This is a genomic window from Achromobacter sp. 18P8.1.1 (assembly GCF_057799415.1).
Map to the genome: position 1 here is coordinate 35,619 of NZ_JBYOKH010000004.1, position 24,167 is coordinate 59,785.

Annotated in this window: 25 protein-coding genes; 17 read left to right on the forward strand and 8 right to left on the reverse strand. The window is 66.2% G+C overall.

Going from position 1 to position 24,167, the window contains the following annotated elements:
- The first annotated feature begins 27 nt into the window (after positions 1–27).
- From AC27VE_RS04500 to AC27VE_RS04535, 8 genes are all read left to right on the forward strand, one after another.
- Positions 28–627 carry a GNAT family N-acetyltransferase gene (locus tag AC27VE_RS04500; protein ID WP_488703162.1) on the forward strand — a complete coding sequence of 200 codons (600 nt, stop codon included), beginning with the start codon at positions 28–30 and terminating at the stop codon, positions 625–627.
- Between the two features lie 121 nt (positions 628–748).
- Complete coding sequence (locus tag AC27VE_RS04505) at positions 749–1,234, forward strand: hypothetical protein (protein WP_488703163.1); 486 nt, start codon at positions 749–751, stop codon at positions 1,232–1,234.
- 347 nt (positions 1,235–1,581) lie between these two features.
- Positions 1,582–2,301 (forward strand): response regulator transcription factor, encoded by a 720-nt coding sequence (locus tag AC27VE_RS04510; RefSeq protein ID WP_488703216.1) that lies wholly within the window; start codon positions 1,582–1,584, stop codon positions 2,299–2,301.
- Positions 2,302–2,311: 10 nt separating this feature from the next.
- Positions 2,312–3,181 carry an HpcH/HpaI aldolase/citrate lyase family protein gene (locus tag AC27VE_RS04515; protein ID WP_488703164.1) on the forward strand — a complete coding sequence of 290 codons (870 nt, stop codon included), beginning with the start codon at positions 2,312–2,314 and terminating at the stop codon, positions 3,179–3,181.
- A gap of 179 nt (positions 3,182–3,360) precedes the next feature.
- Positions 3,361–4,992, forward strand: coding sequence for an ATP-binding cassette domain-containing protein (locus AC27VE_RS04520; protein WP_081533934.1), 1,632 nt, complete (start codon positions 3,361–3,363; stop codon positions 4,990–4,992).
- A 109-nt stretch (positions 4,993–5,101) separates the two neighbouring features.
- Positions 5,102–5,971, forward strand: coding sequence for an archaetidylserine decarboxylase (gene asd, locus AC27VE_RS04525; RefSeq protein ID WP_427961943.1), 870 nt, complete (start codon positions 5,102–5,104; stop codon positions 5,969–5,971).
- Positions 5,972–6,106: 135 nt separating this feature from the next.
- Positions 6,107–7,333 carry an alpha-hydroxy acid oxidase gene (locus AC27VE_RS04530; protein ID WP_488703165.1) on the forward strand — a complete coding sequence of 409 codons (1,227 nt, stop codon included), beginning with the start codon at positions 6,107–6,109 and terminating at the stop codon, positions 7,331–7,333.
- A gap of 98 nt (positions 7,334–7,431) precedes the next feature.
- Entirely contained in the window at positions 7,432–8,604 is a 1,173-nt protein-coding gene (locus tag AC27VE_RS04535; RefSeq protein WP_488703166.1) for a metallophosphoesterase, read from the forward strand.
- Positions 8,605–8,609: 5 nt separating this feature from the next.
- Here the strand turns inward: AC27VE_RS04535 and AC27VE_RS04540 are convergent, their stop codons facing one another.
- Positions 8,610–9,080 (reverse strand): Lrp/AsnC family transcriptional regulator, encoded by a 471-nt coding sequence (locus AC27VE_RS04540; protein ID WP_006222146.1) that lies wholly within the window; start codon positions 9,078–9,080, stop codon positions 8,610–8,612.
- A 92-nt stretch (positions 9,081–9,172) separates the two neighbouring features.
- On the opposite strand from AC27VE_RS04540, the gene AC27VE_RS04545 reads away from it, so the two are divergent.
- The gene (locus AC27VE_RS04545; protein WP_488703167.1) at positions 9,173–10,369 is read left to right on the forward strand and encodes an MFS transporter; all 1,197 of its coding nucleotides are present in this window, start codon (positions 9,173–9,175) and stop codon (positions 10,367–10,369) included.
- A gap of 13 nt (positions 10,370–10,382) precedes the next feature.
- Here AC27VE_RS04545 and AC27VE_RS04550 read toward each other — a convergent pair whose 3' ends face one another.
- On the reverse strand, positions 10,383–11,204 hold the full coding sequence (locus AC27VE_RS04550) for a MetQ/NlpA family ABC transporter substrate-binding protein (RefSeq protein WP_315132193.1): 822 nt from the start codon (positions 11,202–11,204) through the stop codon (positions 10,383–10,385).
- A gap of 165 nt (positions 11,205–11,369) precedes the next feature.
- Between AC27VE_RS04550 and rocD the strand changes: the two genes are divergently transcribed.
- Positions 11,370–12,605: an ornithine--oxo-acid transaminase gene (rocD, locus tag AC27VE_RS04555; RefSeq protein ID WP_488703168.1), complete on the forward strand. Its 1,236-nt coding sequence runs from the start codon at positions 11,370–11,372 to the stop codon at positions 12,603–12,605.
- A 23-nt stretch (positions 12,606–12,628) separates the two neighbouring features.
- On the forward strand, positions 12,629–13,567 hold the full coding sequence (gene rocF, locus AC27VE_RS04560; protein WP_035212108.1) for an arginase: 939 nt from the start codon (positions 12,629–12,631) through the stop codon (positions 13,565–13,567).
- A gap of 25 nt (positions 13,568–13,592) precedes the next feature.
- Here the strand turns inward: rocF and AC27VE_RS04565 are convergent, their stop codons facing one another.
- Entirely contained in the window at positions 13,593–14,333 is a 741-nt protein-coding gene (locus AC27VE_RS04565; protein ID WP_088587355.1) for an IclR family transcriptional regulator, read from the reverse strand.
- A 226-nt stretch (positions 14,334–14,559) separates the two neighbouring features.
- Between AC27VE_RS04565 and AC27VE_RS04570 the strand changes: the two genes are divergently transcribed.
- Complete coding sequence (locus AC27VE_RS04570; RefSeq protein WP_088587354.1) at positions 14,560–15,768, forward strand: ABC transporter substrate-binding protein; 1,209 nt, start codon at positions 14,560–14,562, stop codon at positions 15,766–15,768.
- Between the two features lie 48 nt (positions 15,769–15,816).
- Complete coding sequence (locus AC27VE_RS04575; protein ID WP_088587353.1) at positions 15,817–16,878, forward strand: alcohol dehydrogenase; 1,062 nt, start codon at positions 15,817–15,819, stop codon at positions 16,876–16,878.
- A gap of 44 nt (positions 16,879–16,922) precedes the next feature.
- Here AC27VE_RS04575 and AC27VE_RS04580 read toward each other — a convergent pair whose 3' ends face one another.
- Together AC27VE_RS04580 and parS are read right to left on the reverse strand one after the other, a co-directional pair.
- Entirely contained in the window at positions 16,923–17,435 is a 513-nt protein-coding gene (locus tag AC27VE_RS04580; protein ID WP_006222154.1) for an RES family NAD+ phosphorylase, read from the reverse strand.
- Positions 17,432–17,917 (reverse strand): type II RES/Xre toxin-antitoxin system antitoxin, encoded by a 486-nt coding sequence (gene parS, locus AC27VE_RS04585; RefSeq protein WP_006222155.1) that lies wholly within the window; start codon positions 17,915–17,917, stop codon positions 17,432–17,434. The genes AC27VE_RS04580 and parS overlap by 4 nt, the downstream gene beginning before the upstream one ends.
- A 157-nt stretch (positions 17,918–18,074) precedes the next feature.
- On the opposite strand from parS, the gene AC27VE_RS04590 reads away from it, so the two are divergent.
- Together AC27VE_RS04590 and AC27VE_RS04595 are read left to right on the forward strand one after the other, a co-directional pair.
- The gene (locus AC27VE_RS04590; protein ID WP_088587352.1) at positions 18,075–18,452 is read left to right on the forward strand and encodes a DUF423 domain-containing protein; all 378 of its coding nucleotides are present in this window, start codon (positions 18,075–18,077) and stop codon (positions 18,450–18,452) included.
- Positions 18,453–18,517: 65 nt separating this feature from the next.
- Positions 18,518–19,426 carry a DMT family transporter gene (locus tag AC27VE_RS04595; RefSeq protein WP_088587351.1) on the forward strand — a complete coding sequence of 303 codons (909 nt, stop codon included), beginning with the start codon at positions 18,518–18,520 and terminating at the stop codon, positions 19,424–19,426.
- A 28-nt stretch (positions 19,427–19,454) separates the two neighbouring features.
- Here the strand turns inward: AC27VE_RS04595 and AC27VE_RS04600 are convergent, their stop codons facing one another.
- Both AC27VE_RS04600 and AC27VE_RS04605 read right to left on the reverse strand, forming a co-directional pair.
- Entirely contained in the window at positions 19,455–20,093 is a 639-nt protein-coding gene (locus tag AC27VE_RS04600; RefSeq protein WP_006222158.1) for a glutathione S-transferase family protein, read from the reverse strand.
- A 3-nt stretch (positions 20,094–20,096) separates the two neighbouring features.
- Positions 20,097–21,269, reverse strand: coding sequence for a PQQ-dependent sugar dehydrogenase (locus tag AC27VE_RS04605; RefSeq protein WP_006222159.1), 1,173 nt, complete (start codon positions 21,267–21,269; stop codon positions 20,097–20,099).
- Positions 21,270–21,406: 137 nt separating this feature from the next.
- On the opposite strand from AC27VE_RS04605, the gene AC27VE_RS04610 reads away from it, so the two are divergent.
- Positions 21,407–22,018 carry a glutathione S-transferase family protein gene (locus AC27VE_RS04610; RefSeq protein ID WP_488703169.1) on the forward strand — a complete coding sequence of 204 codons (612 nt, stop codon included), beginning with the start codon at positions 21,407–21,409 and terminating at the stop codon, positions 22,016–22,018.
- 78 nt (positions 22,019–22,096) lie between these two features.
- Here the strand turns inward: AC27VE_RS04610 and AC27VE_RS04615 are convergent, their stop codons facing one another.
- On the reverse strand, positions 22,097–23,065 hold the full coding sequence (locus AC27VE_RS04615; protein ID WP_488703217.1) for a LysR family transcriptional regulator: 969 nt from the start codon (positions 23,063–23,065) through the stop codon (positions 22,097–22,099).
- Positions 23,066–23,184: 119 nt separating this feature from the next.
- Here AC27VE_RS04615 and AC27VE_RS04620 point away from each other — a divergent pair, with 119 nt between their 5' ends.
- Positions 23,185–24,162 carry a Bug family tripartite tricarboxylate transporter substrate binding protein gene (locus AC27VE_RS04620; RefSeq protein ID WP_454677035.1) on the forward strand — a complete coding sequence of 326 codons (978 nt, stop codon included), beginning with the start codon at positions 23,185–23,187 and terminating at the stop codon, positions 24,160–24,162.
- Positions 24,163–24,167: the final 5 nt, after the last annotated feature.

A 24,167-nucleotide genomic window follows, 5' to 3' on the forward strand; every position in this document is an offset into this window, starting at 1 on the left:
TGCACACGGCCGCTCCCGGACTTCGACATGCCCCTTCCCTTGCTGCAACCCGTCACGCTTGAAGGCGGCGTCGTCCGCCTGGAACCTCTGGCGATCGAGCACGCCGACGCGTTGGCCCACGTCGGCCTGCATCCCGAGCTTTGGCGCTTGCAGCCCGAACCCATCGCCACCGCCGACGACATGCGGCGTTACGTCGAGCGCGCGCTGGCCGGGCAGCGCGACGGCGCCTGTCTGCCTTTTGTCATCGTGCAGCAAAGCTCTGGGCAGATCATCGGCACCACGCGCTACATGGACATCGCGCTGGCGCACAAACGGCTGGAAATCGGGGCAACGTGGCTCACGCCTGCCGTCCAGCGTTCTGGCGCCAATACCGAAGCCAAATTCCTGTTGTTGCAGCACGCTTTTGAAACAATTGGTATCATACGCGTCGTCTTCAAGACGGAGCTAAGCAACGCGCAGTCGCGTCAAGCCATTCTCCGGATCGGCGGCGTCGAAGAGGGTGTGTTCCGCAAACACCTGATCGCGCAGTCGGGACGCACCCGTGACATGGTCTATTACGCCATCCTCGACGAGGACTGGCCATCGGTGAAGGCACGCCTGAAGGCGCGCTTGCACCGGCCGCAATAGCGCCGCGCGCATTACGCTCTTTTCGCAGCCGGTTTCCGCGTTCACTAGAACCGGGGGCCGTTATCGCAGGACCGGCGGGTCGCGGGCGCCCAATACCCACACCGCCATTTTCAAGTCAGGTATGGACTCTTCTCCCCTCCTCCCGGCCGCAGACTCCCAGGCGCGCCACACCATATTTCTCTACACGGAAGAACAGCGGGGCAACCAGTTGGTCGAGTCGCCGGTCATCGGCATGCTGTCCGACGTGTCGGGCTCGGACAAGCTCGTGGTGGTGCAGGACCCGCACAGCGGCCTGAAGTTCATCTATCGCGTCGACCACGAAAGCAGCAACCTGGACGCCGCCGCCATCACCGAGCACGAACCAGCCTCGTTCAACGGCAAGACCTCGGTGCAGATCAATGCGATGTCGTACCGCCTGGGCACCGTCGAGAACGCCATGAAGCTGCTGCGCGGCAAAACGCAATGGATCCAGGACAAGGGGGCCGTGCTGTCGGTGCTGCTGCAAAATGCCGCCGCCCGCAAGACGCGCTTCTCTGCCGTGCGCATTGAGCGCGACCGCATGCGCAAGGTGCCGCAGGGCGTACCCGTGGAATACCTGCCTACATAAATAGGATGGAGCCAGACGGGCGTGTCTTATCCACAATTTCTGTGGATAAGACACGCCCGTCTGCACGATGGCTGGCCGTTCAAGCGACCGCGCACGGGGCTGCGCATTTTTTGACCAGACCAGGTTTCTTTCGCAAGCGGATGACATCCCGCACGCGTGCCGCACCGCCACAAACGGGGAAGTGATATTCTCCGCAAGCGCCGACGATACAAAACGTATCGCGCCCCTTGGCCGGCGCACCCGCCCGCAGCGGACTCCCCCCAAATAAGAAGCCGTAGCATGACAACAGCGAAAAGCGTGCTTGCCGTTGGAGCGCCTCGCGTGCAAGCGCGGTGGCCTACGACGCCGTGACGATCATCATCGTCGACGACCATGGAGACTGGCGCGACACCATCGCCGAATACATCCAGGACCTGGGCCTGGACAAAGCCATCCTCACCGCAGGCTCGCTGGCCGAGCTGGATCAGCTATTGCTGACCGTCACGCCCGGCATCCTGGTGCTGGACGCCATGCTTCCCGACGGCGACGCACTGACCCGGGTGTCGCATCTGCGCACGACCTATCCGTCAATGGGCATCATCATGCTGACGGGCCGCCTGCTCAGCGAAGACAAGGTGTCGGGCCTGAGCCTGGGCGCCGACCACTATCTGACCAAGCCCGTCAACCTGGCTGAGTTGGGCGCTACCCTGGTGTCGCTGTCGCGTCGGCTGCGCGTCGTGCCGCCCGCCGATGCCAACGACGCGCAGTCCGATGCCTGGCGCTTCGATCCTTCGCGCCGGACACTGATGTCGCCCAACCAGGTCTGCGTCGACATCACCGATACCGAAAGCCGGCTGATCGGCGCGCTGATCCAGGCCGCACCGCTGCCCCTGTCGCGCGGCCGTCTGGTCGAAGCCCTGGGCGCCAGCGCCGACGCTTACGACACCCACCGCCTGGATGCGCACATGCACCGCCTGCGCCGCAAGCTGCGCGCGCAAGCCGGCGGCGACATGGGCATCCGCACCGTGTATGGCGTAGGCTATGTCTGCACCACGCCAGTACAGATCGTCGGCAACCTCAAGCCCTGATACGCCTCTTATGACGCAACCTATCCGCCCTCGCCGCTCCGTTCTCTACATGCCCGGCGCCAATGCGCGCGCGCTGGATAAAGCGCGCAGCCTGGACGCCGATGTGCTGATCCTGGATCTGGAGGACGCCGTCGCGCCCGACGCCAAGGCCGCGGCCCGCGAACAAGTCGCGCGCGCCTTGCGCGAAGGCGGCTACGGCCGTCGCGAATGCATCGTACGCATCAATGCGCTGGACACACCATGGGGCCAGGACGACGTCGCCGCCATCGCGCAAGCCGGCGCGCAAGCGGTGTTGCTGCCCAAGGTGCAATCCGCCGGCCAACTTGCCGCACTGGCGCAGGCGTTGGACGCCGCCGGCGCGCCACCCGATCTGCCGTTGTGGGCCATGGCGGAAACCCCGCTGGGCTTCCTGCGCCTGGATGCGATCGCGGGCGGGCATCCGCGGCTGGCTGCCATCGTGGTCGGCACCTCCGATCTGGTCAAGGACCTGCACGCACGCCACACGCCGGCGCGCGAAGAAACGCTGCTGGCGCGTTCAATGGCCGTGATGGCTGCCCGGGCGCACGGCCTGGCGGTGCTGGACGGCGTCCACCTCGACCTGCAGGACGACGCGGGCCTGGCCGCCGCCTGCCGCCAAGGACGCGACCAGGGCTTTGACGGCAAGACGCTGATCCACCCCAAACAGATCGCCGCCGCGAACGACGCGTTCGCGCCCACCGAAGCGGAACTCGCCACTGCCCGCAAGCGCCTGGACGCCTGGCGCGCCGCGCAAGCCGCGGGCCAGGGCGTGGCCGTGGTCGATGGCGCGCTGGTGGAAAACCTGCACGCGCACGAGGCCGAACGCCTGTTGGCGCTGGCCGCCGCCATCACGGTACAATAGCGCCCACGACTGGACGGCGGCTTCGATTGGCCGCCCTTCTATTTCGCCTTTCGCGCCCGACTGCACCCATCAGTTCGCCAGCCTCGCGCGCGATCCCGCCCCGGTTCCCTTTTTTGCGCCGCGCCTTGTGGCGGGAGCCTTGCCGCGCGCCTGACGCGCCACCCCCAGCCACACGATTCATGATCCGCTTCCAACAAGTTTCACTCATGCGCGGCGTCAAGCCCTTGCTAGACAAGGTCGACCTGCTGCTGAACCCCGGCGACAAGATCGGCCTGATCGGCGCCAACGGCGCCGGCAAGTCGAGCCTGTTCGGCCTGCTGCGCGGCACGCTGCACGCAGACCAGGGCGACCTGGACTACCCGTCCAGCTGGCGCATGGCCTATGTGGCGCAGGAAACCCCCGCGCTGGACCGCCCCGCCATCGAATATGCGATCGACGGCGACGTCACGCTGCGTAAACTGGAAGCGGAACTGGCGGCGTTGGAAGCCGAACCGGAAAGCGCCGAGAACGGCCTGCGCATGGGCGATATCTACGCCGCGCTGGCCGACGCCGATGCCTATACCGTGCACTCGCGCGCCGAACAACTCTTGACCGGCCTGGGCTTCACCCAAGCGCAGATGCACCTGCCGTTGACGAGCTTCTCGGGCGGCTGGCGCATGCGCCTGAACCTGGCTCAGGCGCTGATGTGCCCGTCCGACCTGCTGCTGCTGGACGAGCCCACCAACCACTTGGACCTGGACGCGATCATCTGGCTCGAAGACTGGCTCAAGCGCTATCCGGGCACGCTCATCGTCATCTCTCACGATCGCGATTTCCTGGATGGCGTGGTGAACGTCATCGTCCACATCGACGAACGCAAGCTCAAGCGCTACTCGGGCAACTACTCGTCGTTCGAGCGCCAACGTGCCGCCCAGCTGGAATTGGCCCAGGGCATGATGGAAAAACAGATGCGCCAACGCTCGCACCTGCAGTCCTTCATCGACCGCTTCAAGGCCCAGGCCAGCAAGGCCCGCCAAGCGCAGAGCCGCATCAAGGCGCTGGCCCGCATGGAAGAAGTGGCGCCGCTGCGCGCGGCCGCGGAATTCTCGTTCGAATTCCGCGAACCGCTGCGCGCGCCGAACCCGCTCTTGACGATGGACAAGGTCAGCGCGGGCTATCGCGTCGAAGACGAAGACACGCAAGCCGTGTCCGACAAGATCATCGTGTCGGGCATCAATTTCTCGTTGCAGGCGGGCCAGCGCATCGGGCTGCTGGGCATCAACGGCGCGGGCAAGTCCACCTTCATCAAGACCATCGCCGGCGACCTCGAATCGCTGGCGGGCGACACGCAGTTCAACAAGGGCCTGTCCATCGGCTACTTCGCCCAGCATCAGGTCGAAATGCTGCGCCACGACGAATCGCCACTGTGGCACATGATGAAGATCGCGCCCACCGTGCGCGAACAGGAACTGCGCAACTTCCTGGGCAGCTTCAACTTCAACGGCAACATGGCCACCAGTTCCATCGCCCCGTTCTCCGGCGGCGAAAAGGCCCGGCTGGCGCTGGCACTGATCGTCTGGCAACGCCCCAACCTGCTGCTGCTGGACGAGCCCACCAACCACCTGGACCTGGAAACGCGCGAAGCACTGACCACGGCGTTGGCGCAATTCGAAGGCACGCTGATGCTGGTCTCGCACGATCGCCACCTGCTGCGCGCGACCACCGATGAGTTCATCATCGTGGCCGATGGCGCCGTCAGTCCCTTCGACGGGGACCTGGACGATTACAAAGACTGGCTGTACAAGACCAAATTGGCGGCCAAAGCCGCCTGATCGCGTTACAATCCCGCGAATTGCCCGCACCGGTCTTCAATCGGACTTGTGCGGGCAACCTTCAACCACGTCCCGCTGTTCGCGGGACGCGTTTTTTCAGCGCTCGTAGATGACGATCAAAGACCAAGTATTCCTCGCCAGCCAGTATCTTGCGCCCCACCACCTGGTGTCGCGCTTTTTCGGATACGCCTCAGACTGCCGGGAACCCGCGGTCAAGAATTGGATGATCTCGCGCTTTGTCCGCAAGTACGGCGTGGACATGCGCGAAGCCGTGCAAGAAGATCCGCTGGCCTACGAGTGCTTCAACGACTTCTTCACCCGCGCGCTGAAAGACGATGCGCGTCCGCTGGACGACGAGCCCGGCTCGGTGCTGTGCCCCGCCGACGGCGCGATCAGCCAGATGGGCGCGATCGAACAAGGCCGCATCTTCCAGGCGAAGGGCCACAGCTACGGGCTGGTCGATCTGCTGGGCGGCGACACCGAGCGCGCCGCGCCCTTCCAGGGTGGCCAATTCGCCACCGTGTATTTGTCGCCCAAGGACTACCACCGCGTGCACATGCCGGTTGCCGGCACGCTGCGCGAAATGGTGCACGTGCCTGGCCGCCTGTTCTCGGTCAACCCGCTGACGGCCCGCAACGTGCCGCGCCTGTTCGCCCGCAACGAACGCGTCGTCTGTCTGTTCGACACCGAGCACGGCCCGATGGCCCTCATCCTGGTTGGCGCGATGATCGTCGCGTCCATCGAAACCGTGTGGGCGGGTCTTGTCACCCCGTACAAGCGCCGCGTCAAATCCGTGCGCTACGACGACCTGGCGCGCGCGCCGATCCATCTGGCGAAAGGCGCCGAAATGGGCCGCTTCAAGCTCGGCTCGACGGCGATCGTGCTGTTCGGACCGAACAAGGTCCGCTGGGCTGACACGCCGTCGGTACTGGGCCCCGTGCGCATGGGCGAACTGCTGGCATTACCCACTCAGGGCTGAACGCCGATCCAAATGCGGCGAGCCTTCTTGGCCGCCGCACAAGCAATTTCGCTTTTAGCGAATAAGACTTTCCTTATTTATTCGCTTTCAGCGATGAGGTGGCGTTGTTAGATTACGGGCTTTTACCGGCCCGCCATGACATTCACCGCCCTGCCCGTCACCGCGCCCAATGGCGCTGCCACACGCCAGCCCCTGCCGCGCGCGCTGGCCCGCATGCTGTCCCTGGACGACTTCGAAGCGGCGGCGCAGCGGCGCCTGCCCCGGCCCATCTTCGGCTATGTGGCCGGTGCCGCCGAAGACAATCAATCCCTGCAAGACAACCGCCACGCATTCGCACAGTACGCGTTCATGCCGCGCGTGCTGGTCGACGTGTCCCGGCGGACGCAGCAGACTGAACTGTTCGGACGCCAGTACGCATCGCCCTTCGGCATTGCCCCGATGGGCATCAGCGCCTTGTCGGCGTACCGCGGCGACGTCGTGCTGGCGCGCGCCGCGCGCGAGCAGAACATCCCCGCCATCCTCAGCGGCACTTCGCTCATTCCCCTGGAAGACGTCATCCGCGAAGCGCCCGGCACCTGGTTCCAGGCCTACCTGCCCGGCGACCCCGCGAAGATCGATGCACTGGTCGAGCGCGCCCGCCGCGCGGGCTACGAAACCCTGGTGCTGACCGTGGACATACCGGTCTCGGCCAATCGCGAAAACAACGTGCGCACGGGATTCTCCACCCCGCTCAAGCCCAGCCTGCGTCTGGCCTGGGATGGGCTGACGCGGCCGCGCTGGCTGGCCGGTACCTTCCTGCGCACGCTCATGGCGCATGGCATGCCGCACTTCGAAAACTCATTTGCGACGCGCGGCGCCCCCATCGTATCGGCGTCGGTGCTGCGCGACTTCACCGCCCGCGACCACCTCAGCTGGGAGCACGTGGCGCGCATCCGCAAGCAATGGCCCGGCACCTTGATCATCAAGGGCATCCTGCATCCGCGGGACGCGGCACTCGCCCGCCAACATGGCGCCGACGGCGTCATCGTGTCCAACCACGGCGGCCGCCAATTGGACGGCGCGATCTCGCCGCTGCGCGCACTGCCCGGCGTGGTCGCGGCCGCCGGCGGCATGACGGTCATGATGGACAGCGGCGTGCGCCGGGGTGGCGATGTGCTCAAGGCGCTGGCCCTGGGTGCTAGCTTCGTCTTCGTCGGGCGGCCGTTCAACTACGCGGCCGCCGTGGGCGGACAGGCGGGCGTCAGCCATGCGATCGACCTGCTGCGCGCCGAGGTCGACCGCAACATGGCGATGCTGGGCATCAACAACGTCCGTGAGATGGACGCCAGCCTGCTATGGCGGGACGGCCCGGTCGGGCCTTAACGCAAACGGGCACGAAGCGCCGCGCGCACCCGGCATAGAATGGCGTTTCCCTTGCTACCCGTGCGCCGGCCCCGAAACCGGCGCGCCTTGTGCCCGCCGTGTCCCTACGCCAATCCTCGTTTTTCCTGCGCTTCCTGACCCTCGGCGCGCTAGCCCACGTCTACGTGGGCGCACGGCTGATTCCAGATGCGCTGCTCAGCAACGCGGGCGCCGCCGCCGCTACCATTGCCCTGATCCTGTCGTGCATCCTGATCCCCCTGGGAATGCTGGGTCGTTCGTCCGTGCATCCCCCTTGGGGCGACCGCATCGCATGGGTCGGCCTGATCGCGATGGGGCTGTTCTCGTCGCTGTTCGTGCTGACCGTGATCCGCGATGCCGTGCTGCTGATGACCTGGCTCATCAGCCTGGCGGCGGGCGCCGACCTGCCCTGGATCCGGCTGCGCAGCATCAGCGCGTGGTCCGTGGCGGGGCTGGCGGCCGCCGGCACGTTGCTAGGCTTCTACAACGCGCGCCGCCGGGCGCGCGTCGTCGACGTGGACGTACCGATTCCGGGCCTGCCGCAGGACCTGGACGGCTTCACCATCGTGCAGATCAGTGACATCCATGTCGGCCCGACCATCAAGAAGCATTACGTGCAGGCGATCGTCGACGCCGTGAACGGACTGCTGCCCGACGTGATCGCCGTCACGGGCGACGTGGTCGACGGCAGCGTCGAGCATCTGGCTGCGCAGGCCAGCCCGCTGGGCACACTGCGCGCACCATTCGGCGTGTATCTGGTCACCGGTAACCACGAATATTATTCAGGCGCCGCGCCCTGGGTGGCGGAGTTCCGCCGCATGGGGCTGCGCGTGCTGATGAACGAACACGCCGTGATCCATCCTTCGGGCCTGCCCGTGGTGGTGGCCGGCGTCACGGATTACAGCGCCGGCGCGTTCGACCCGCAGCAACGCAGCAATCCGAAGGCCGCACTGGCGGGTGCGCCCGCGGACGCCTGCGCCAAAATCCTGCTGGCCCACCAGCCTCGCAGCGCCGCCGCGGCCGAACCGCTGGGTTACCACCTGCAGCTGTCCGGCCACACCCATGGTGGGCAGTTCTTTCCGTGGGGCTTTTTCGTGCGCTTCCAGCAGCCGTTCACGGCGGGCCTGCACCGCCTTGGCAAGATGTGGGTGTACACCAGCCGCGGCACCGGCTATTGGGGCCCGCCAAAGCGCTTGGGCGCCCCGTCGGAAATCACGCGCTTGCGTCTGCGCACGGCGCCTCTGCGCAGCTAGCGCCCTCAGGCCCCCGCGTCGGGCGTCGTGTCCGGCAGCGGCCCGCGTTCCAGGTAGCTGGTCAGCGCGATATCGCTGGTGGTGTTGGTGATGCCGTCGATCTTGTGAATGCGCGCCAGCAGCAATTCCAGCGCCTGGGTATCGCGCACCCGCACCTTCAGCAGCATGGCGCTTTTGCCGGTGATGGTGTGGATCTCTTCCACTTCGGTCAATTCCGCCAGGCCCAGCACCTGTTGCGTGATGCTCCAGTTGTTGGTGTCCACGTGCACAAAAGCCAGCAACGGGCGGCCGATGCGCGCGCCGTCCAGCTTGGCGGCGATGCCCTTGATCAAGCCGTCGCGCTTCAGGCGCTTGACCCGTTCGTGCACCGCGGGCGCCGAAAGGTTCAGCATTTTGCCCAATTCGGCATAGCTTGGCGTGGCGTCGTCCGCCAGCAGCGTTAATAGTTTTCGGTCGCGGTCGTCCAGGTCTGGCATCGGAATCAGGTTCTGCCTTACGGCATTCGAACTTTTATGGAATAAGGAAATATCAGCGTTAACCCTTATTTTATTCCAATAAAATTCGCGGCATGCAGAATCGTAGCAATCGCAATACCCGCACGCCCCCTTCCGTCCCCGCATTGATGTTCGCCGTCAGTGTCGTGGGCTCCAACGGGCTGGCGCTCAGCCCCATCTTGAGCGATGTGGCGCGTTCGTTCTCGACGTCCGCGCTGACCATCAGCACCGCCATTTCCGCCTATGGCGCCGCCACGGCGGCCAGCGCCTTCTTCCTCGCGGCGCGCATCGACCGCATCGGCATCCGCCGGGCATTGCTGGGCGCGATGGTGGCGCTGATTGCCGCCCTGATCCTGTCGGCCGCCGCGCCACACTGGATCGTGCTGACCCTGGCGCAAGCCCTGGCCGGCGGCGCCGCCGGCGTCATCCTGCCCGCGGCCTACGGTTCGGCATCGCTGGTCGCGCCACCCGGCCAGGAGGCCCGCACGCTCGGCCGCGTCATTGCCGGCTGGTCGGTGTCGTTGGTGGCCGGTGTGCCGCTGTCGGCCCTGATCTCGGACGCCGTGGGCTGGCGCGCCACCTATGGCGTGCTTGCCCTGTGCGCCGCGACTGCCCTGCTGGGCCTGCGCAAGCTGCCTGAGCGCCGCGCCGAAAACCCCGCGCCGTTGCGCCTGTCGCGGCTGCTGGCGCCCTTGTCCTATCGCGACGTGCCGGTGCTGCTGCTGGCTTGCCTGGCGTTTTCGTCGGCGTTCTACGGCGTGTACGCCTTCCTGGCGGACCACGTCCGCACATTGCTGGCGCTGTCTGCCGGGCAAGTCGGTTTCATCGCCTTTGCCTACGGCGCCGGCTTTCTGCTGGCCGGCATCGCGGGCGCCCCGCTGATCGAACGGCTGGGGCCGCGTCGCGCCTTGCCGCTGGCCCTGGGCGCGATCGCGCTGGTCTATCTGGCGCTGCTGCCTGCCGCGCATGCCCTGGCCGCCGTGCTGGCCATCGCGGCGTTCTGGGGCGCCGCGTCGCAACTGAGCCTGAACCTGCTGGTGCTGCTGCTCTCGCGGGCACGCCCCGATGAGCGGGGCGCAGTGCTGGGCCTGAACACCTGCACCACCTATCTGGGCGCAAGCGTCGGCACGGCGATCGCCGGCACGCTGTATACGCACGCCGGGTTCGAAACCTTGGGGCTATGCGCCTCGGCGGCCGTCGGCATGGCCGCCATCGGCCTGCATTGGCGGTTGAACGGGCGCCGGGCCGCGCGCGGCGAAGCCGCCGCCTGACCGGCGCGCCGGCTTACCAGGGGAAGCTGATCAGGTCGCCGTACAAGCGCTTCAGGGTGCTTTTGACTTCCGGCGAGTTCTGGTAGATCGCAATGAACTTCAGCAGCCGGGGATCCTGCGCCTTGTCCGGCGTCGTGACCCAACGGATTGCATAGCGGCGGATGCTGACGGGGTCGGTGTTGTCGAAGGCCAGCCCGTCTTTTTCATTCAGGCCGGCCTGCTTGGCGAACGTCGTATAGGTCACCGAGGCCGTCACATCGTCGAACGTACGCGCGGACTGCGAACCTTCGATCTGCACGAACTTCAACTTCTTGGGATTGGACACCACGTCTTCCAGCGCGGCCTCATGCGCCACGCCTGGCTTCAGCTTGATCAAGCCGATCGACTCCAGCAACAGCAAGGCCCGCCCGGTGTTCACGGGATCGTTGGGCACGGCGATCGTGGCCCCGTCCGGCACCGTGTCGCCCTTTTTCAGCTTCTTGGAAAACAAGCCGATCGTGGTGGAGTAGCCGTAAGCGATGGGCGTCAGGTTCGCGCCGCGCCGCTGGTTGAAGAGTTGCAGGAAGGGTTCGTGCTGGAAGAAATTCGCGTCGACCGAACCGTCCGCCACGGCGATGTTGGGCAGCACCCAGTCGTTGAATTCCACCAGTTTGACGTCCAGGCCTTCTTTCTTTGCCTGCGCAATGGCCAACTCGGTCGCTTCGTTCGCCACACTGGGAATCACGCCAATGCGCAAGGGCTTGTCCTGCGCCATCGCGGTGGCGGACGCCGCCAGGCCCAGGGCCGCAACGGCAGCGCCGCGCGTCAGTTTGAAAAGCAGGTGCTTGAGAAGCATGAAGAGTGTCCAGAAGTCTTGGAAAGCTGGCCCCGCGCCAGCGCTGGCGATATTGTGCAGCAGCTTGCGCGCTGATCCCCGAAAGGCCTTTGTCACGCAATGGCAATGTCTGGACGCCGGGACTAGCGCTAAGATGGTCGCAATCCGTCCCTTCCGGGAGGCCTCATGAATTCCGTGCTGACCACCCTGCCCGGCGCCCGGGCCGCCGCCCGCCGCCGCGACCAGATCGAAGACCAGCTGGGCGCCCACAACTACCATCCCCTGGATGTCGTCATCGCCCGCGGCAGTGGCGTCTGGGTCTATGACGTGGATGGCCGCAAGTACCTGGATTGCCTGTCGGCATATTCCGCCGTCAACCAGGGGCACTGCCATCCCCGCATCCTGGCCGCCATGGTCGAACAGGCGCAAACCCTTACGCTGACGTCCCGCGCCTTCCGCCACGACCAGATGGCGCCATTCTACGAAGACCTGGCCCGGCTTACCGGCGCGCACAAGATCCTGCCCATGAACAGCGGCGCGGAAGCTGTCGAAACCGCCATCAAGGCGGTACGCAAATGGGGTTATGAGGTGCGTGGGGTGCCGCAGGACCAGGCCGAGATCATCGTCTGCGCCAACAACTTCCATGGCCGCACATTGGGCATCGTGGGCTTTTCCACCGACCCCGACGCCTACGGCAGCTACGGCCCCTTCGCGCCCGGCTTCAAGATCGTGCCCTTTGGCGACTTCGACGCCTTCGATGCCGCCATCACCCCCAACACCGTCGCCTTCCTGGTCGAGCCCATACAAGGCGAGGCCGGCGTGGTGATGCCCCCCGCCGGCTACTTCACGCGGGTACGCCATCGCTGCACCGAGCGCGGCATCACGCTGATTCTTGACGAGATCCAGACCGGGCTAGGCCGCACAGGCAAACTGCTGGCCGAAGAGCACGAAGGCATCGAAGCCGATGTCACGCTGATCGGCAAGGCGCTGTCGGGCGGCTTCTACCCGGTGTCAGCCGTGCTGTCCAACGCCGACGTACTGGGCGTGTTTCAGCCGGGCCAGCATGGCAGCACTTTCGGCGGCAATCCGCTGGCCTGCGCCGTGGCCCGCGCCGCGCTGCAAGTGCTGACCGACGAAGGCATGATCGAGAACGCGGCGGCAGTCGGCGCCTATTTCCTGGAACGGCTGCGCACCCTGCCCGGTCCCGTGCGCGAGGTCCGCGGACGCGGCCTGATGCTGGCAGTGGAACTCGAGCCCGATGCGGGCGGCGCGCGCCGCTTCAGCGAACGCTTGCAGGCACGCGGCATGCTGGTCAAGGATACCCACGGCCACACGCTGCGCCTGTCGCCGCCGCTCATCGTCACGCGGGAACAGGTCGACTGGGCATGCGACCAATTGGCCGCGGTACTATCCGCCTCTTGAAGAACCCACCGGAGCCCGCCCACGTGCAGAACACCGCCACCTTGCCTACCCAAATCACCCTCATCGGCGCACCGACGGACATCGGCGCCGGTGCGCGCGGCGCATCCATGGGCCCGGAAGCCTTGCGCGTGGCCGACCTGGGGCCCACGATCGAGGCCCAAGGTTTCCAGGTGACCGACCGCGGCAACCTGTACGGCCCCGCCAACCCCTGGCTGCCGCCTGTGGACGGCTACCGCCATCTGGAAGAAGTCGCGGCATGGAACCGCGCGGTGCACGATGCCGTATACGCCGAGTTGGCCGAAGGCCGTCTGCCCGTGCTGCTGGGCGGCGACCACTGCCTGGGCATCGGCTCGATCAGCGCCGTGGCGCGCCACTGCCGCGAAGCGGGCAAGAAGCTGCGCGTGCTGTGGCTGGATGCCCATGCCGATTTCAATACCAACGCGTTGACGCCCACCGGCAATGTCCACGGCATGCCCGTGGCCTGCCTGTGCGGCTACGGTCCCGAGCAGATCACGGGCATGTCCGGCCAGACCCCAGACATCGAACCGGGCTGGGTCCGCCAGATCGGCATCCGCAGCGTGGACCAAGGCGAAAAGCGGTTGGTGCATGAAGCCGGACTGGAAGTGTTCGACATGCGCTATCTGGATGAAATGGGCATGCGCGCCACGATGGAAGCCGCGTTGGCCGGGCTGGATGCCGACACCCACTTGCACGTGAGCTTCGACGTGGATTTCCTGGACCCCGAGATCGCCCCCGGCGTGGGCACGACGGTGCCCGGCGGCCCGACCTATCGCGAAGCGCAGCTGTGCATGGAAATGATCGCCGACACCGGCCTGATGCGCTCGCTGGACGTGGTGGAACTGAACCCTGCCTTCGACGTGCGCAACAAGACGGCGGAACTGGCGGTGGATCTGATCGAAAGCCTGTTCGGCAAATCGACGCTGATGCGTCGCGGCCCTTGAATCTGGGCTTGATGGCCCCCCGGGGCTAAACTGCGCGCGCCCGGCGGATCGCTTCCGCCGCCGCGTGCAGATGACGCAGGTTCTGGTCGCGCTGTTCCCACACCCGCGGCGTGGGTCCGGCCATGCACAGCGCGTACCATTCCCCGCCCAGATCCAACGCGACCGCCAGTCCGGTCAGGTCGGCCACGCTTTCGCCCACGTTGGCCGCCCACCCTTGCGCCTGAACCTGTTCCACCTCGGCCCGCAAGGCGTCGCGGGTAACCAGCGTGCGTTCGGTGTAGCGCGTGTAGTCCGGCGCCGCCAGCAGGCCATCCCGATCCGCCGGTGCGAGCCGCGCCAGGATGGCTTTGGCGACCGAACTGGTGTGCATCGGACGGCGCTCCCCCGGGCGCGCCGCGTAATGCACCGGGTGGGTCGATTCCACCACGTCCAGGAACACCACGGCGCCATCCTGGATCTTGCCTAGCATCACGGTTTCATTGGCCGCGTCGCGCAAGGCAACCAGATGCGGCCGCACGGCCTCCAGCCAGGGATCGCCTGCCTGGATCTGCCCGCTCAAGGCGTGCAGCTTGGCGGTCGGGTAATACCCCCCGCGTCGGCGCACTTCGTACAGATAGCCGCGCGCGACCAGCGTGCGCACCAGCGCCAGGCAACTCGACATCGGGGCGCCCAAACCCTGCGCCAATTCCGTTAACGGCATCGGCCGCCGCGTCTGTGCGAACAGCTCGATCAGTTCCAGCGTCCGCACGACCAGTTTCACTTCCATGTGTCGACCCCTGTTCGGATTTGCCTTCAGAAAATTCGTAAATCTGCTAGGTCATCCACTAAGTTGACTTTTCATATGAGCGAACCTAAATTCTTGCACAGGAATTTATATTCACCAATAAGAAATGAAGTTCAGCCGGCTGGAGAACTGGCGCCTCGGATAGCGGTACCGCGTCATCACCACAATTCCAATAATCGGCCCCGACCCGGGCCGGGGAGACAGACAGATGCGTATCAAACCCCTGCTGGCGGCCCTTGCCGCCGTGATGGCCGCGTCCGCGGCCCAAGCCCAATCGGATGTTGTTCGCCTGGGCGTGTCCAATGACCGTTCAGGCATCTATTCCGACCTGGGCGGCCTGGGCTCCGAAATGTCCGTGCGCATGGCGGTCGAGGATTTCGGCGGCAAAGTGGCCGGCAAGACCGTGGAAGTGATCGGGGCCGATAACCAGAACAAGGCAGACGTGGCCTCGGCGCTGGTCCGCCGCTGGTTCGATACGCAAGGCCTGGTCGCCGTGGTGGACGGCGGCGCCAGCTCCGCAGGCCTCGCCGCCCAAGGCGTCGCCAAGGAGAAAGGCGGCACCGCGCTGATCAGCGGCGGCTTTGCCGGCGACTTCAGCGGCAAGCAGTGCAGCAACCTCAGCACGCAATGGGCGCCCGACACCTATGCGCTGGCCAACGCGGTCGTCAAGAGCGTGGTGGAAAGCGGCGGCAAGTCCTGGTACTTCATCACCACCGACTACGTCTTCGGCAAATCGCTGGAAAGCAATGCCACGCGTTTCGTGCAGAACGCGGGCGGCAAGGTGGTGGGCAGCACGCGCCACCCCTTGGGCGCCATGGACTTCGCCTCCTTCCTGGTGCAGGCGCAGTCCTCCAAGGCCGATGTGGTGGGCCTGGCCAGCGCAGGCGGCGACCTGGTCAACCTGATCAAGCAGGCACAGGAGTTCGGTCTGACCGGCGGCAAGCAGCGCATGCTGACCTTCCTGACCTTCATCAACGACGTGCAGGCGATGGGCCTGCCCGTCGCCCAAGGGCTGACCTTCCCCACCGGCTTCTACTGGGACGCCGACGAAGACACCCGCGCGTGGACGCAACGCTGGCAGAAGAAGATGGGCGTCACGCGCCCGCCTTCCATCGTGCAGGCCCTCAGCTACGTCGCCACCACGCACTACCTGCAAGCGGCCCAGGCCGCCGGCACGTTCGAGGGCGCCGCGGTCAATCAGAAGATGCGCGAGTTGCCCATCACAACCAAACTGATCAAGAATGCCCGGATCCGTCCTGAAGACGGCCGCGTCATCATGGACCTGTATCTGGTCGAAGTGAAGAAGCCCGCCGAGTCCAAATATCCCGGCGACTTCTACCGTATCCTGTCTACCGTGCCTGGCGAAAAAGTGTTCGTGTCGCTGGCCGACAGCGAATGCCCGCTGGTAAAGAAGTAGCGCCCCTCGCAGTGCCCCGGCCATAAGAATCACTAAAGGAGACATCCCATGAAGTGCTATTGCGTCGTCAACTTCCGCGAACCCTTGCAGGAAATGAATCAGCCCACGCCCACCCCGCAAGGGACGCAGGTGCTGCTGAAGGTCCGTGCGGCGGGGGTTTGCCACAGCGATATCCACTTGTGGGAAGGCGGTTATGACCTGGGCCAGGGCCGCACGCTGTCCTTGAAGGACCGCGGCGTGTCGCTGCCGCTGACGATGGGCCATGAAACCGTGGGCGCCGTCGTCGCGGCAGGCCCCGAAGCCTCGGGCCTGTCCGGCGACCGCAATTACCTCGTCTATCCGTGGATCGGCTGCGGCAAGTGCCCGTCCTGCGTATCAGGCATGGAAAACCACTGCTCCGCGCCGGCCTGCCTGGGCGTGCACCGCGCCGGCGGCTACGCCGACCACATCGTGGTGCCGCATCCCAAGTACCTGATCGACATCGGCGACCTGGACCCGGCGCAGATCGCGCCTTACGCGTGCTCAGGCCTGACCACCTATTCGGCGCTCAAGAAGATCGGCGCCAACATCTACCGCGAACATCCGGTCGTGATCTTCGGCGCTGGGGGCTTGGGCCTGATGAGCCTGACCCTGATCAAGGCGCTGGGCGGCGCGGGCGCCATCGTGGTCGACATCGATCCCGCCAAGCGTCAGGCCGCGCTGGACGCGGGCGCACTGGCTGCCATCGACGGCGCCGCGCCCGACGCCGCGCAGCAGATCATCAAGGCGGCTGGCGGCAAGCCCGTCCAGGCGGCGATCGATCTGGTGGGCGCACCCGCCACCACCTCCCTGGCATTCGACTTCCTGACCAAGGGCGGCAAGCTGATCATCGTGGGCCTGTTCGGTGGCGCCTCGTCGTGGCCGATCGCACTGATCCCCATGAAGGCCATGTCCATCATCGGCAGCTACGTGGGCAACCTGACCGAACTGCAAGAATTGATGGAACTGGTGCGCGCGGGCAAGGTGCCGCCGATGCCGGTGCACCGCCACGCGCTGGCCGAAGCCGACAGCGTGCTGTCCGCGCTGCGGGCCGGCAAGGTGGTGGGCCGCGCCGTGCTGACGGTGGATTGACGCGCCAAGGCCGCAGGCAAACCGCGCTGCGCGGCCGGGCTGGATCAGCCGGGCCGCAAGCGCGGGTCGTAGATGAACCGTTCGCGCCGCACCACCACGATGTGTTCCGCATCCGGATGCGCGGGATTGATCAGCAGATTACAGTCGGGCACGCCGCGATACGGCACGATGGCGCTGGGCAGTTCCAGCAGCGCCGACACGCCGGAGGCCACCCAGTTGTCGCCCACGGCCTGCGAGGCTTCCGCGAACGGCACCGCCTCCCAGAAGGGATAGTCCTCTTGCAGTTGGCCTAACGTCAGGACCTGCCGGGCCTCATGAATGGCGCGTGGCACCGCCAGTTCGATCAGATACCGGTTGGCCTGTTCGGACGCGCGGGCCGCGAAATGCACGACCGTTTCCAGCACGGCCAACGCCACGCTGGACGAGGCATACACCACCGCCGTGCCCGGGCTGTTGTAGCGCCCCCCCACAGCGGCCGCGCCGGCTCCGCTCAAATCGTCGGCGCGGTACTTGCCGGCCGTCGTGCCAATGCGCCACAGCGAGACGAACTCCGTCATGCGTAGACGCCGGCCGCGGCGCGCGCCAGGGTGTCTTCCACGATCCGGCTGCTGGCGTCAGACGTCAGCAGCGACAAGGGCTTGACGTTGCCCAGGGCCGGCACCGGCGTGTTCAACCACAGCACCGCCTCTTCGTCGCTGCCCAGCACCTGACGGGCCACACGTGCCACACGGGCCACCCGGGCCAGACGGTCCGATTCACCCAGCGGCAGCATCTGGCCTTCGCGAGTCCAGCGCGACAACGACGCCGCCTTGACCTCGGTGATGGCCATGATTTCCGATTTGGGCACTTGCAGGAAGTCGGCAGCGTCGTCCACCATCTGCGCGGGCAGGCCCCGGCGCACGTCGCGCGCGATGTCGCTCAACGGGCTGTCCACCAGTTCAAGGAACAACTGCTTGGCCCGGGCCGCCGCGTGCCGCGGAGGACGCTTGGCAGAAGCGCCGCGCTTGTCGGCCGCCTTTCCAACGATGGCGATAGTCATGATGCCCCCAGACAGAGTTCCAAACAGAATTTATAATATCCCATTTGGAACATCGATTTCAAGGCGACTTCTGGTCGATGCGCGCGCGCCTCCGGTATGCACCGGATTTGGGCATATCATAGGCGGCGTTACACACGATCACAGACAAGGACAGGCAATGACGGACCGGCAGCTCACGATACTCGCGGCGTTGAACCTCATGGTAGCGGTGGGTGCCGGCGCTTTCGGCGCGCATGGACTCAAGCGCATGCTGACCCCGGAGCTGCTGTCCGTCTGGCAGACGGGCGTGATGTACCACCTGATCCACGCCCTGGGGCTGTTCATCATTGCGCTGCTGGGCGCCCGCTTCGGCTCGCCGCTGCTGTCGGCGGCCGGCCTCGTCATGTTCGCGGGCATCGTGCTGTTTTCCGGCAGCCTGTACATCCTGTCCCTGACGGGCACCCATTGGCTTGGCGCCGTCACGCCCATCGGCGGCGCCGCCTTCCTGGCGGCTTGGGCCATGGTGGCGCTGGCCGCCTACCGCGCGCAGGGCTGATACCCCCCGCCCGCACGTCCCCTTTTCCCCATGGCGGCAGGAACCGCCGCCCTTGCAGGTTTCAGATGTCTTCCTCAACCGTATTACCCGCCGCCCGGGACCATTCCGCCGCCGCAGGCATCGCCTGCGTGGTGGGCGGCATCTTTTTCCTGACGCTCAGCGACGCCAACGCCAAATGGCTGGGCGCCCACTACAACCCGCTGCAGATCCTGTTCCTGCGCGCCTTGATCGCGCTGCCCTTCGTGACCGCGCTGGCCTTGTGGCTGGGCGGCCGCCGCGTGCTGCGCACCACCCATCCGGGCCTGCACCTGACCCGCGGCGCGATCAACGTGGTGTCCGCCTGTTGCTTCTATCTGGGCTTGCGCGCGCTGCCGCTGGCTGAGGCGACCGCCATCGCGTTCGCCGCGCCGCTGTTCGTCACCGCGCTGTCGGTGCTGATCCTGAAGGAACGCGTGGATGGCAAGCGCTGGCTGGCGGTGTTGGCCGGCTTTGCGGGCGTGCTCATCGTGGTGCGCCCCGGCTCGGCCACGTTCCAGGCGGCAACGCTGTACCCGCTGACGACCGCCCTGCTGTATGCCGTGATGATGATCACCGCGCGCGGCATCAACCGCGGCGAAGGCATGCTGACGACGACGTTCTACATCGTGCTGGGCCAATTGGTGTGCAGCGCGGTTGCCCTGCCGTGGGTCTGGCAGACGCCCGCCACGGAGCATCTGCCCTACTTCTTCGGCATTGCGCTCTTTAGCACCTTGGGCTTGGCGCTGATCACGCAGGGTTTTCGGATTGGCCCGGCGTCCGTCGTCGCTCCCTTCGATTACACGGGCCTGATCTGGGCCACGATCCTGGGCTGGATCTTCTGGCGCGAAGCGCCAGATGCCTTTGCGTATCTGGGCGCGCTGTTCATCGCGGGCAGCGGTGTCTACATCGCCGTGCGCGAAGCACGGGCAAAGGGCAAGCGGCGCGGTAAGGCATAGCGCCGCGCCGCCCAACCCGCCGCCGCGCCTATTCGGTCGGCGGCGGGAAATTCCGTCGCAGCACCCGCGCCACGTTCGGCTCCAGCGCCGCTTCGCGCGCCACGGCCGTCAACGCCGGGCAGACGGAGGCGAACCAGGCTTGCCCTGGCCGCCAATGCGTCATGACCGTCACATACAGATCCAGCGCGGAAAACCGGCGGCCCAGCATGTGGGGCGCGCCCGCCTGGCGCTCCAGTTCCTGCCACAATTCCGCCCGCCGCGTATGCACGCGCTCGCGCAACAGGTCCGCGGCAGCGCCTTCACTGGTCCATTGGGGCGGATTGTCGCCGTAGGTGAAAGTCGGGTAGATGGCCGCGACCAGCCGCAGCAGCAGATTCAGGAAGCGGGCACGCTCGGGCTTGTCCGGCCCCGGCGCCAGGCCCGCTTGCGGCGCCACGTCGTGCAGGTGCAGGATCATGGCCGCGCTTTCCGTCATGACCTCGCCGTCTGGCGTGACCAGCGTCGGCACCTGCCCCAACGGGTTCAGATGCAGCAGCCGGTCGCGCTCGGGGCCGGGTTTCAGATACGGCACATCGGTCAACGTGTGCGGCACGTTGGCCAGCACCAGCGCCATCTCCACAACGGCCGAACCGCAGCCCGCGGATCCGATCAGTTCATAGGTTTTCATCGCTCACCCTCCCGATTCGGCCGGCGCGATCCGGAGCAATTGGCCGGGCGATGCGTCGGTCAGCACATACACATACCCGTCCGGCCCTTGCCGCACGTCGCGTATCCGGCTCTTGCGGTCAACCAGCAACCACTCCTGTCCCACCACCCGATTGCCGTCGAGCGTCAGTCGAATCAGGTTCTGATTGGCCAGCGCGCCGATGAACACGGATTTCTGCCATGCCGGAAACCGGTCTGCGTTGTAGAACGCCATGCCGCTGATCGCGGGGGACTTGGCCCACCAGAAAAGCGGCTGTTCGGTGCCCGGCGCGGTTTCGCCCTTGGCCTCGGGAATGGGTTGGCCCGAATAGTTGATGCCGTAGGTCGCCAGCGGCCAGCCATAGTTCTTGCCCGGCTGCACCAGGTTGATCTCGTCGCCCCCGCGCGGCCCGTGCTCGTTTTCCCACAAGTCGCCCGACCACGGGTTCAGCGCCATGCCCTGCGGGTTGCGATGCCCGTACGACCAGATCTCGGGCCGCGCGCCGGCCTTGCCGACAAAGGGATTGTCGGGAGGCACGCTGCCGTCGACCTTCAATCGCACGACCTTGCCCTGCAGCTTGTCCAGGTCCTGCGCGGTGGGGCGCTGGTTGTTCTCGCCCAGCGAGATGAACAGATATCCCTTGCCGTCAAACACCAGGCGCGACCCGAAGTGCAGGCCGGAAGACAGCTTGGGCGCCTGGCGAAACAGCACCTTGAAATCCTGCAAACTCGTCGCGTCGTCCGACAGGCGGCCCCGGCCGACAGCCGTGCCGCTCTTGTCCCCATCGGATTCCGCATAAGACAAATACACGTAACGGTCGGTCGCGAAGTCCGGCGACAGCGCCACGTCCAGCAAACCGCCCTGGCCGGACGCGGCCACCTTGGGCACGCCTGCGAGCGGCTTGGACAGCCCACCTGGCGTGCGCAGCAAGCGCAGGTTGCCGGGCCGCTCGGTGATCAGCACTCCGCCGTCAGGCAGAAAGGCCATCGCCCAGGGGTGGTCCAATCCGCCCACGACAGGCGTGACGCGAGCGGCGACCGATGGCGGTTCCTGGGCGGCGCGCGCAGGCGTAGCCGCGTACAGGGCGCCCGCCACAACCAGCAACGAGGAAACAAACAGGGGAATCGCGCGCGTGCTCGCGGCGGTGCGTGACTGCATGGACATCTCCGGCGGCAACTGGGTTGAATGCGGGCACGGATGGCATGACAAGATGGCGCGGACTGCACCGCAGTGTGGCGTACCATAGCGCCCAGGGACGGGTGTCTCCCGTCCTTCCTCTCAGGAGACTCCATCAGATGAAACTGTACTACATGCCCGGCGCGTGCTCGCTCGCTTCCCACATTGTCCTGGAGTGGGTCGGCAAGCCTTACGAGACGCACAAGCTGAGCCGCGAAGAGCTCAAGGGCCCCGACTTTCTGAAAGTGAATCCGCTGGGCGCCGTGCCCGCGCTGGTCGACGGCGATTGGGCCGTGACGCAGAACGCATCGATCCTGGAATACATCGCCGAACAGGCTCCGCAGAGCAAGCTGCTGGGCGACGGCAGCGCCCGCTCGCGTGCGGACGTGCGCCGCTGGCTCGGCTTCATCAATTCCGACATCCACAAGACCTTCTCGATGATCTTCGGCGCGTCCCGCTTCCTGGGCGACGAAGGGGCGCAGAAGGAACTGGCGGGCTCGGCCTCCAAGCTGTTGACGAAGCTGTTCTCGCAACTGGATGGGCAACTGGCCGGCAAGGCGTACCTGACGGGCGACGCGCCCTCCATCGCCGACGCCTACCTGTACGTCGTGCTGCGCTGGGCGCATGCCAAGGAAGTCGACCTGTCCGGCCAGGACAATCTGGCGGCTTTCTTCAAGCGGATGGAAGCCGACAAGGGCGTCCAGGCCGCACTGAAGGCCGAAGGACTGTAAGACCGAAGGACTGTAAGCTCGCAGCGGGCGGCGGCAGCCAGCCGCTACCGCCCGCGCTCGCCGGGCGGCTTGACCGACTCAGTCCTCATCCGGCGCACCGGCCAGCGCGGGTTGCGCCACCCCTTCCAGCGTTTTCTTCACCGCCGCCAAAAAACGCCGCGCCAGCAAGGGCGGCGCGCTCAGGTTCGAGTGCGTGGCCCAGATCTCCACACAGGCCTGGGGCTCGATCGGCCGCAGCACCATGTGCGCCGCCTGGTCTGGCGTAACGCACCACGCGTCCACCAGCGCCGGCCCCAGGCCTTGCTGCACGAACGAACAGGCCGTAACGGGCGAATGCACCTCGACCGCCGCCGCGCATCGGGGCCCATCGCCGAAGAACGGCTGCAACGCCCGGCCCAGCGGCGTATCCCGCGGATAACCGATCCATGCCGCCGACGCGAAGTCCTCGGGCCGCACCACCTCATGGGTGGCCAGGGGATGGGACTTGGGCATCACGCAGACCACCGGCGCCTGGGCCAGGCGGATGGAGGTCAGGTTCGGATGGTCGGGCGGCTGCATGGAAATGCCGATGTCCGCTTGCCCTGACAGGAAGTACGCCGCCAGTTCATCAAACGTGACACTGCGGTAGTCGACCCGCGCATCCGCGTTGCGCCCGCGAAATCGCTCCAACGCCATGGGAATCAGGCGCTGGCCGAAACTGGCGCTGGCCACGATCTTCAGCATGCCCGCGCCGGATTGCCCCAGGCTGGCCGCCAGGTCGTTCACCCGCTGGATGCCGCCGTAGACCTGCTCTACCTCGGCATAAAGCCGGCGAGCTTCGGCCGTGGGCGACAGCCGGCTTTTGACGCGTTCGAACAGGCGGTAGCCCAACCGGCTTTCCGTCAACGCCAGCACCCGGCTGACGGCGGGTTGCGACACGTGCAGCATGCGCCCCGCCCCGCTGATCGAGCCGGACATCATGATCGCCCGGAACACCTCGATCTGGCGCAGGTTCAACGGCCGTCCGGCACTGGGCCCGACCTCGTCAGCATAGGCATCCGCATCCACTTTCTTCCCCTTGATCGATAACGGCGGATTATAGGAGTGCCACATTTTTCGATGATGCAGCGCCGCAACGCGGGTGTAATCTGCGCCCCTCAACACAACAAAACAAGGGGAATACCACCATGCACCGCAACTTTTTCCGCAGCTTGTCCGCGCTGGCCGTCAGCGCCGCTTTGATCGGCACCGCCGCCGCCGGCCCTTATCCCGACAAGCCCATCACCTTCGTCGTGCCGTCGGCCGCCGGCGGATCGCCCGACGTGCTGTCGCGCCTGATCACGACGCAGCTGGCCCGCGACACGGGCGCCACGATGGTCGTCGAAAACCGTCCGGGCGCCGCCGGCAACATCGGCATCGCGCTGGTCAAGCGCGCCGCCGCCGACGGCTACACCGTGGGCTACGGCAACATCAACACGCTAGCCGTGAACCGTTCGCTGTTCAAGCGCCTGCCCTACGACGTGGACCAGGATCTGACGCCTGTGGCCCACATGTTCGACCTGTACAACGCGCTGATCGTGCCGGCCGACTCCCCCGTCAAGAGCGTGCAGGACCTGATCGACCTGGCCCGCAAGCAGCCCGGCCGCCTGTCTTACGGCGCCTCGGGCGTCGGCACCACGGGCCACATGGGCGGAGAACTCTTCAAGAGCATGGCCAAGCTGGATGTGATGTTCATCCCCTACAACGGCGGCCCCGCTGCCATCCAGGACCTGCTTGGCGGCCGCCTGGACTACCTGTTCGTCAACACCTCCGAAGCCACGCCGCTGGTCAAGAGCGGCAAAGTGCGCGCCATCGGCGTCAGCAGCCTGAAGCGCCTGTCGCTGATGCCCGACGTGCCCACGCTGGACGAATCTGGCTTGAAGGGCTATGAAACGGTCGCCTGGGGCGGCGTCGTCGCCCCCAAAGGCACGCCCGCCGACGTGGTGGCCACGCTGAACGCCGCCATCCAGAAGGCTCTGCAGGCGCCCGAAGTGCGCACCGGCCTGGCCACGCTGGGTGCCGAGCCCGCCACGGGTTCGCCCGAGGAGTTCAAGCAGCTTATCGATCGTGAAACCGCCAAATGGCAGAAGATCATCGAAACCGCTGGCATCGAAAAACTGGACTAAGCAAC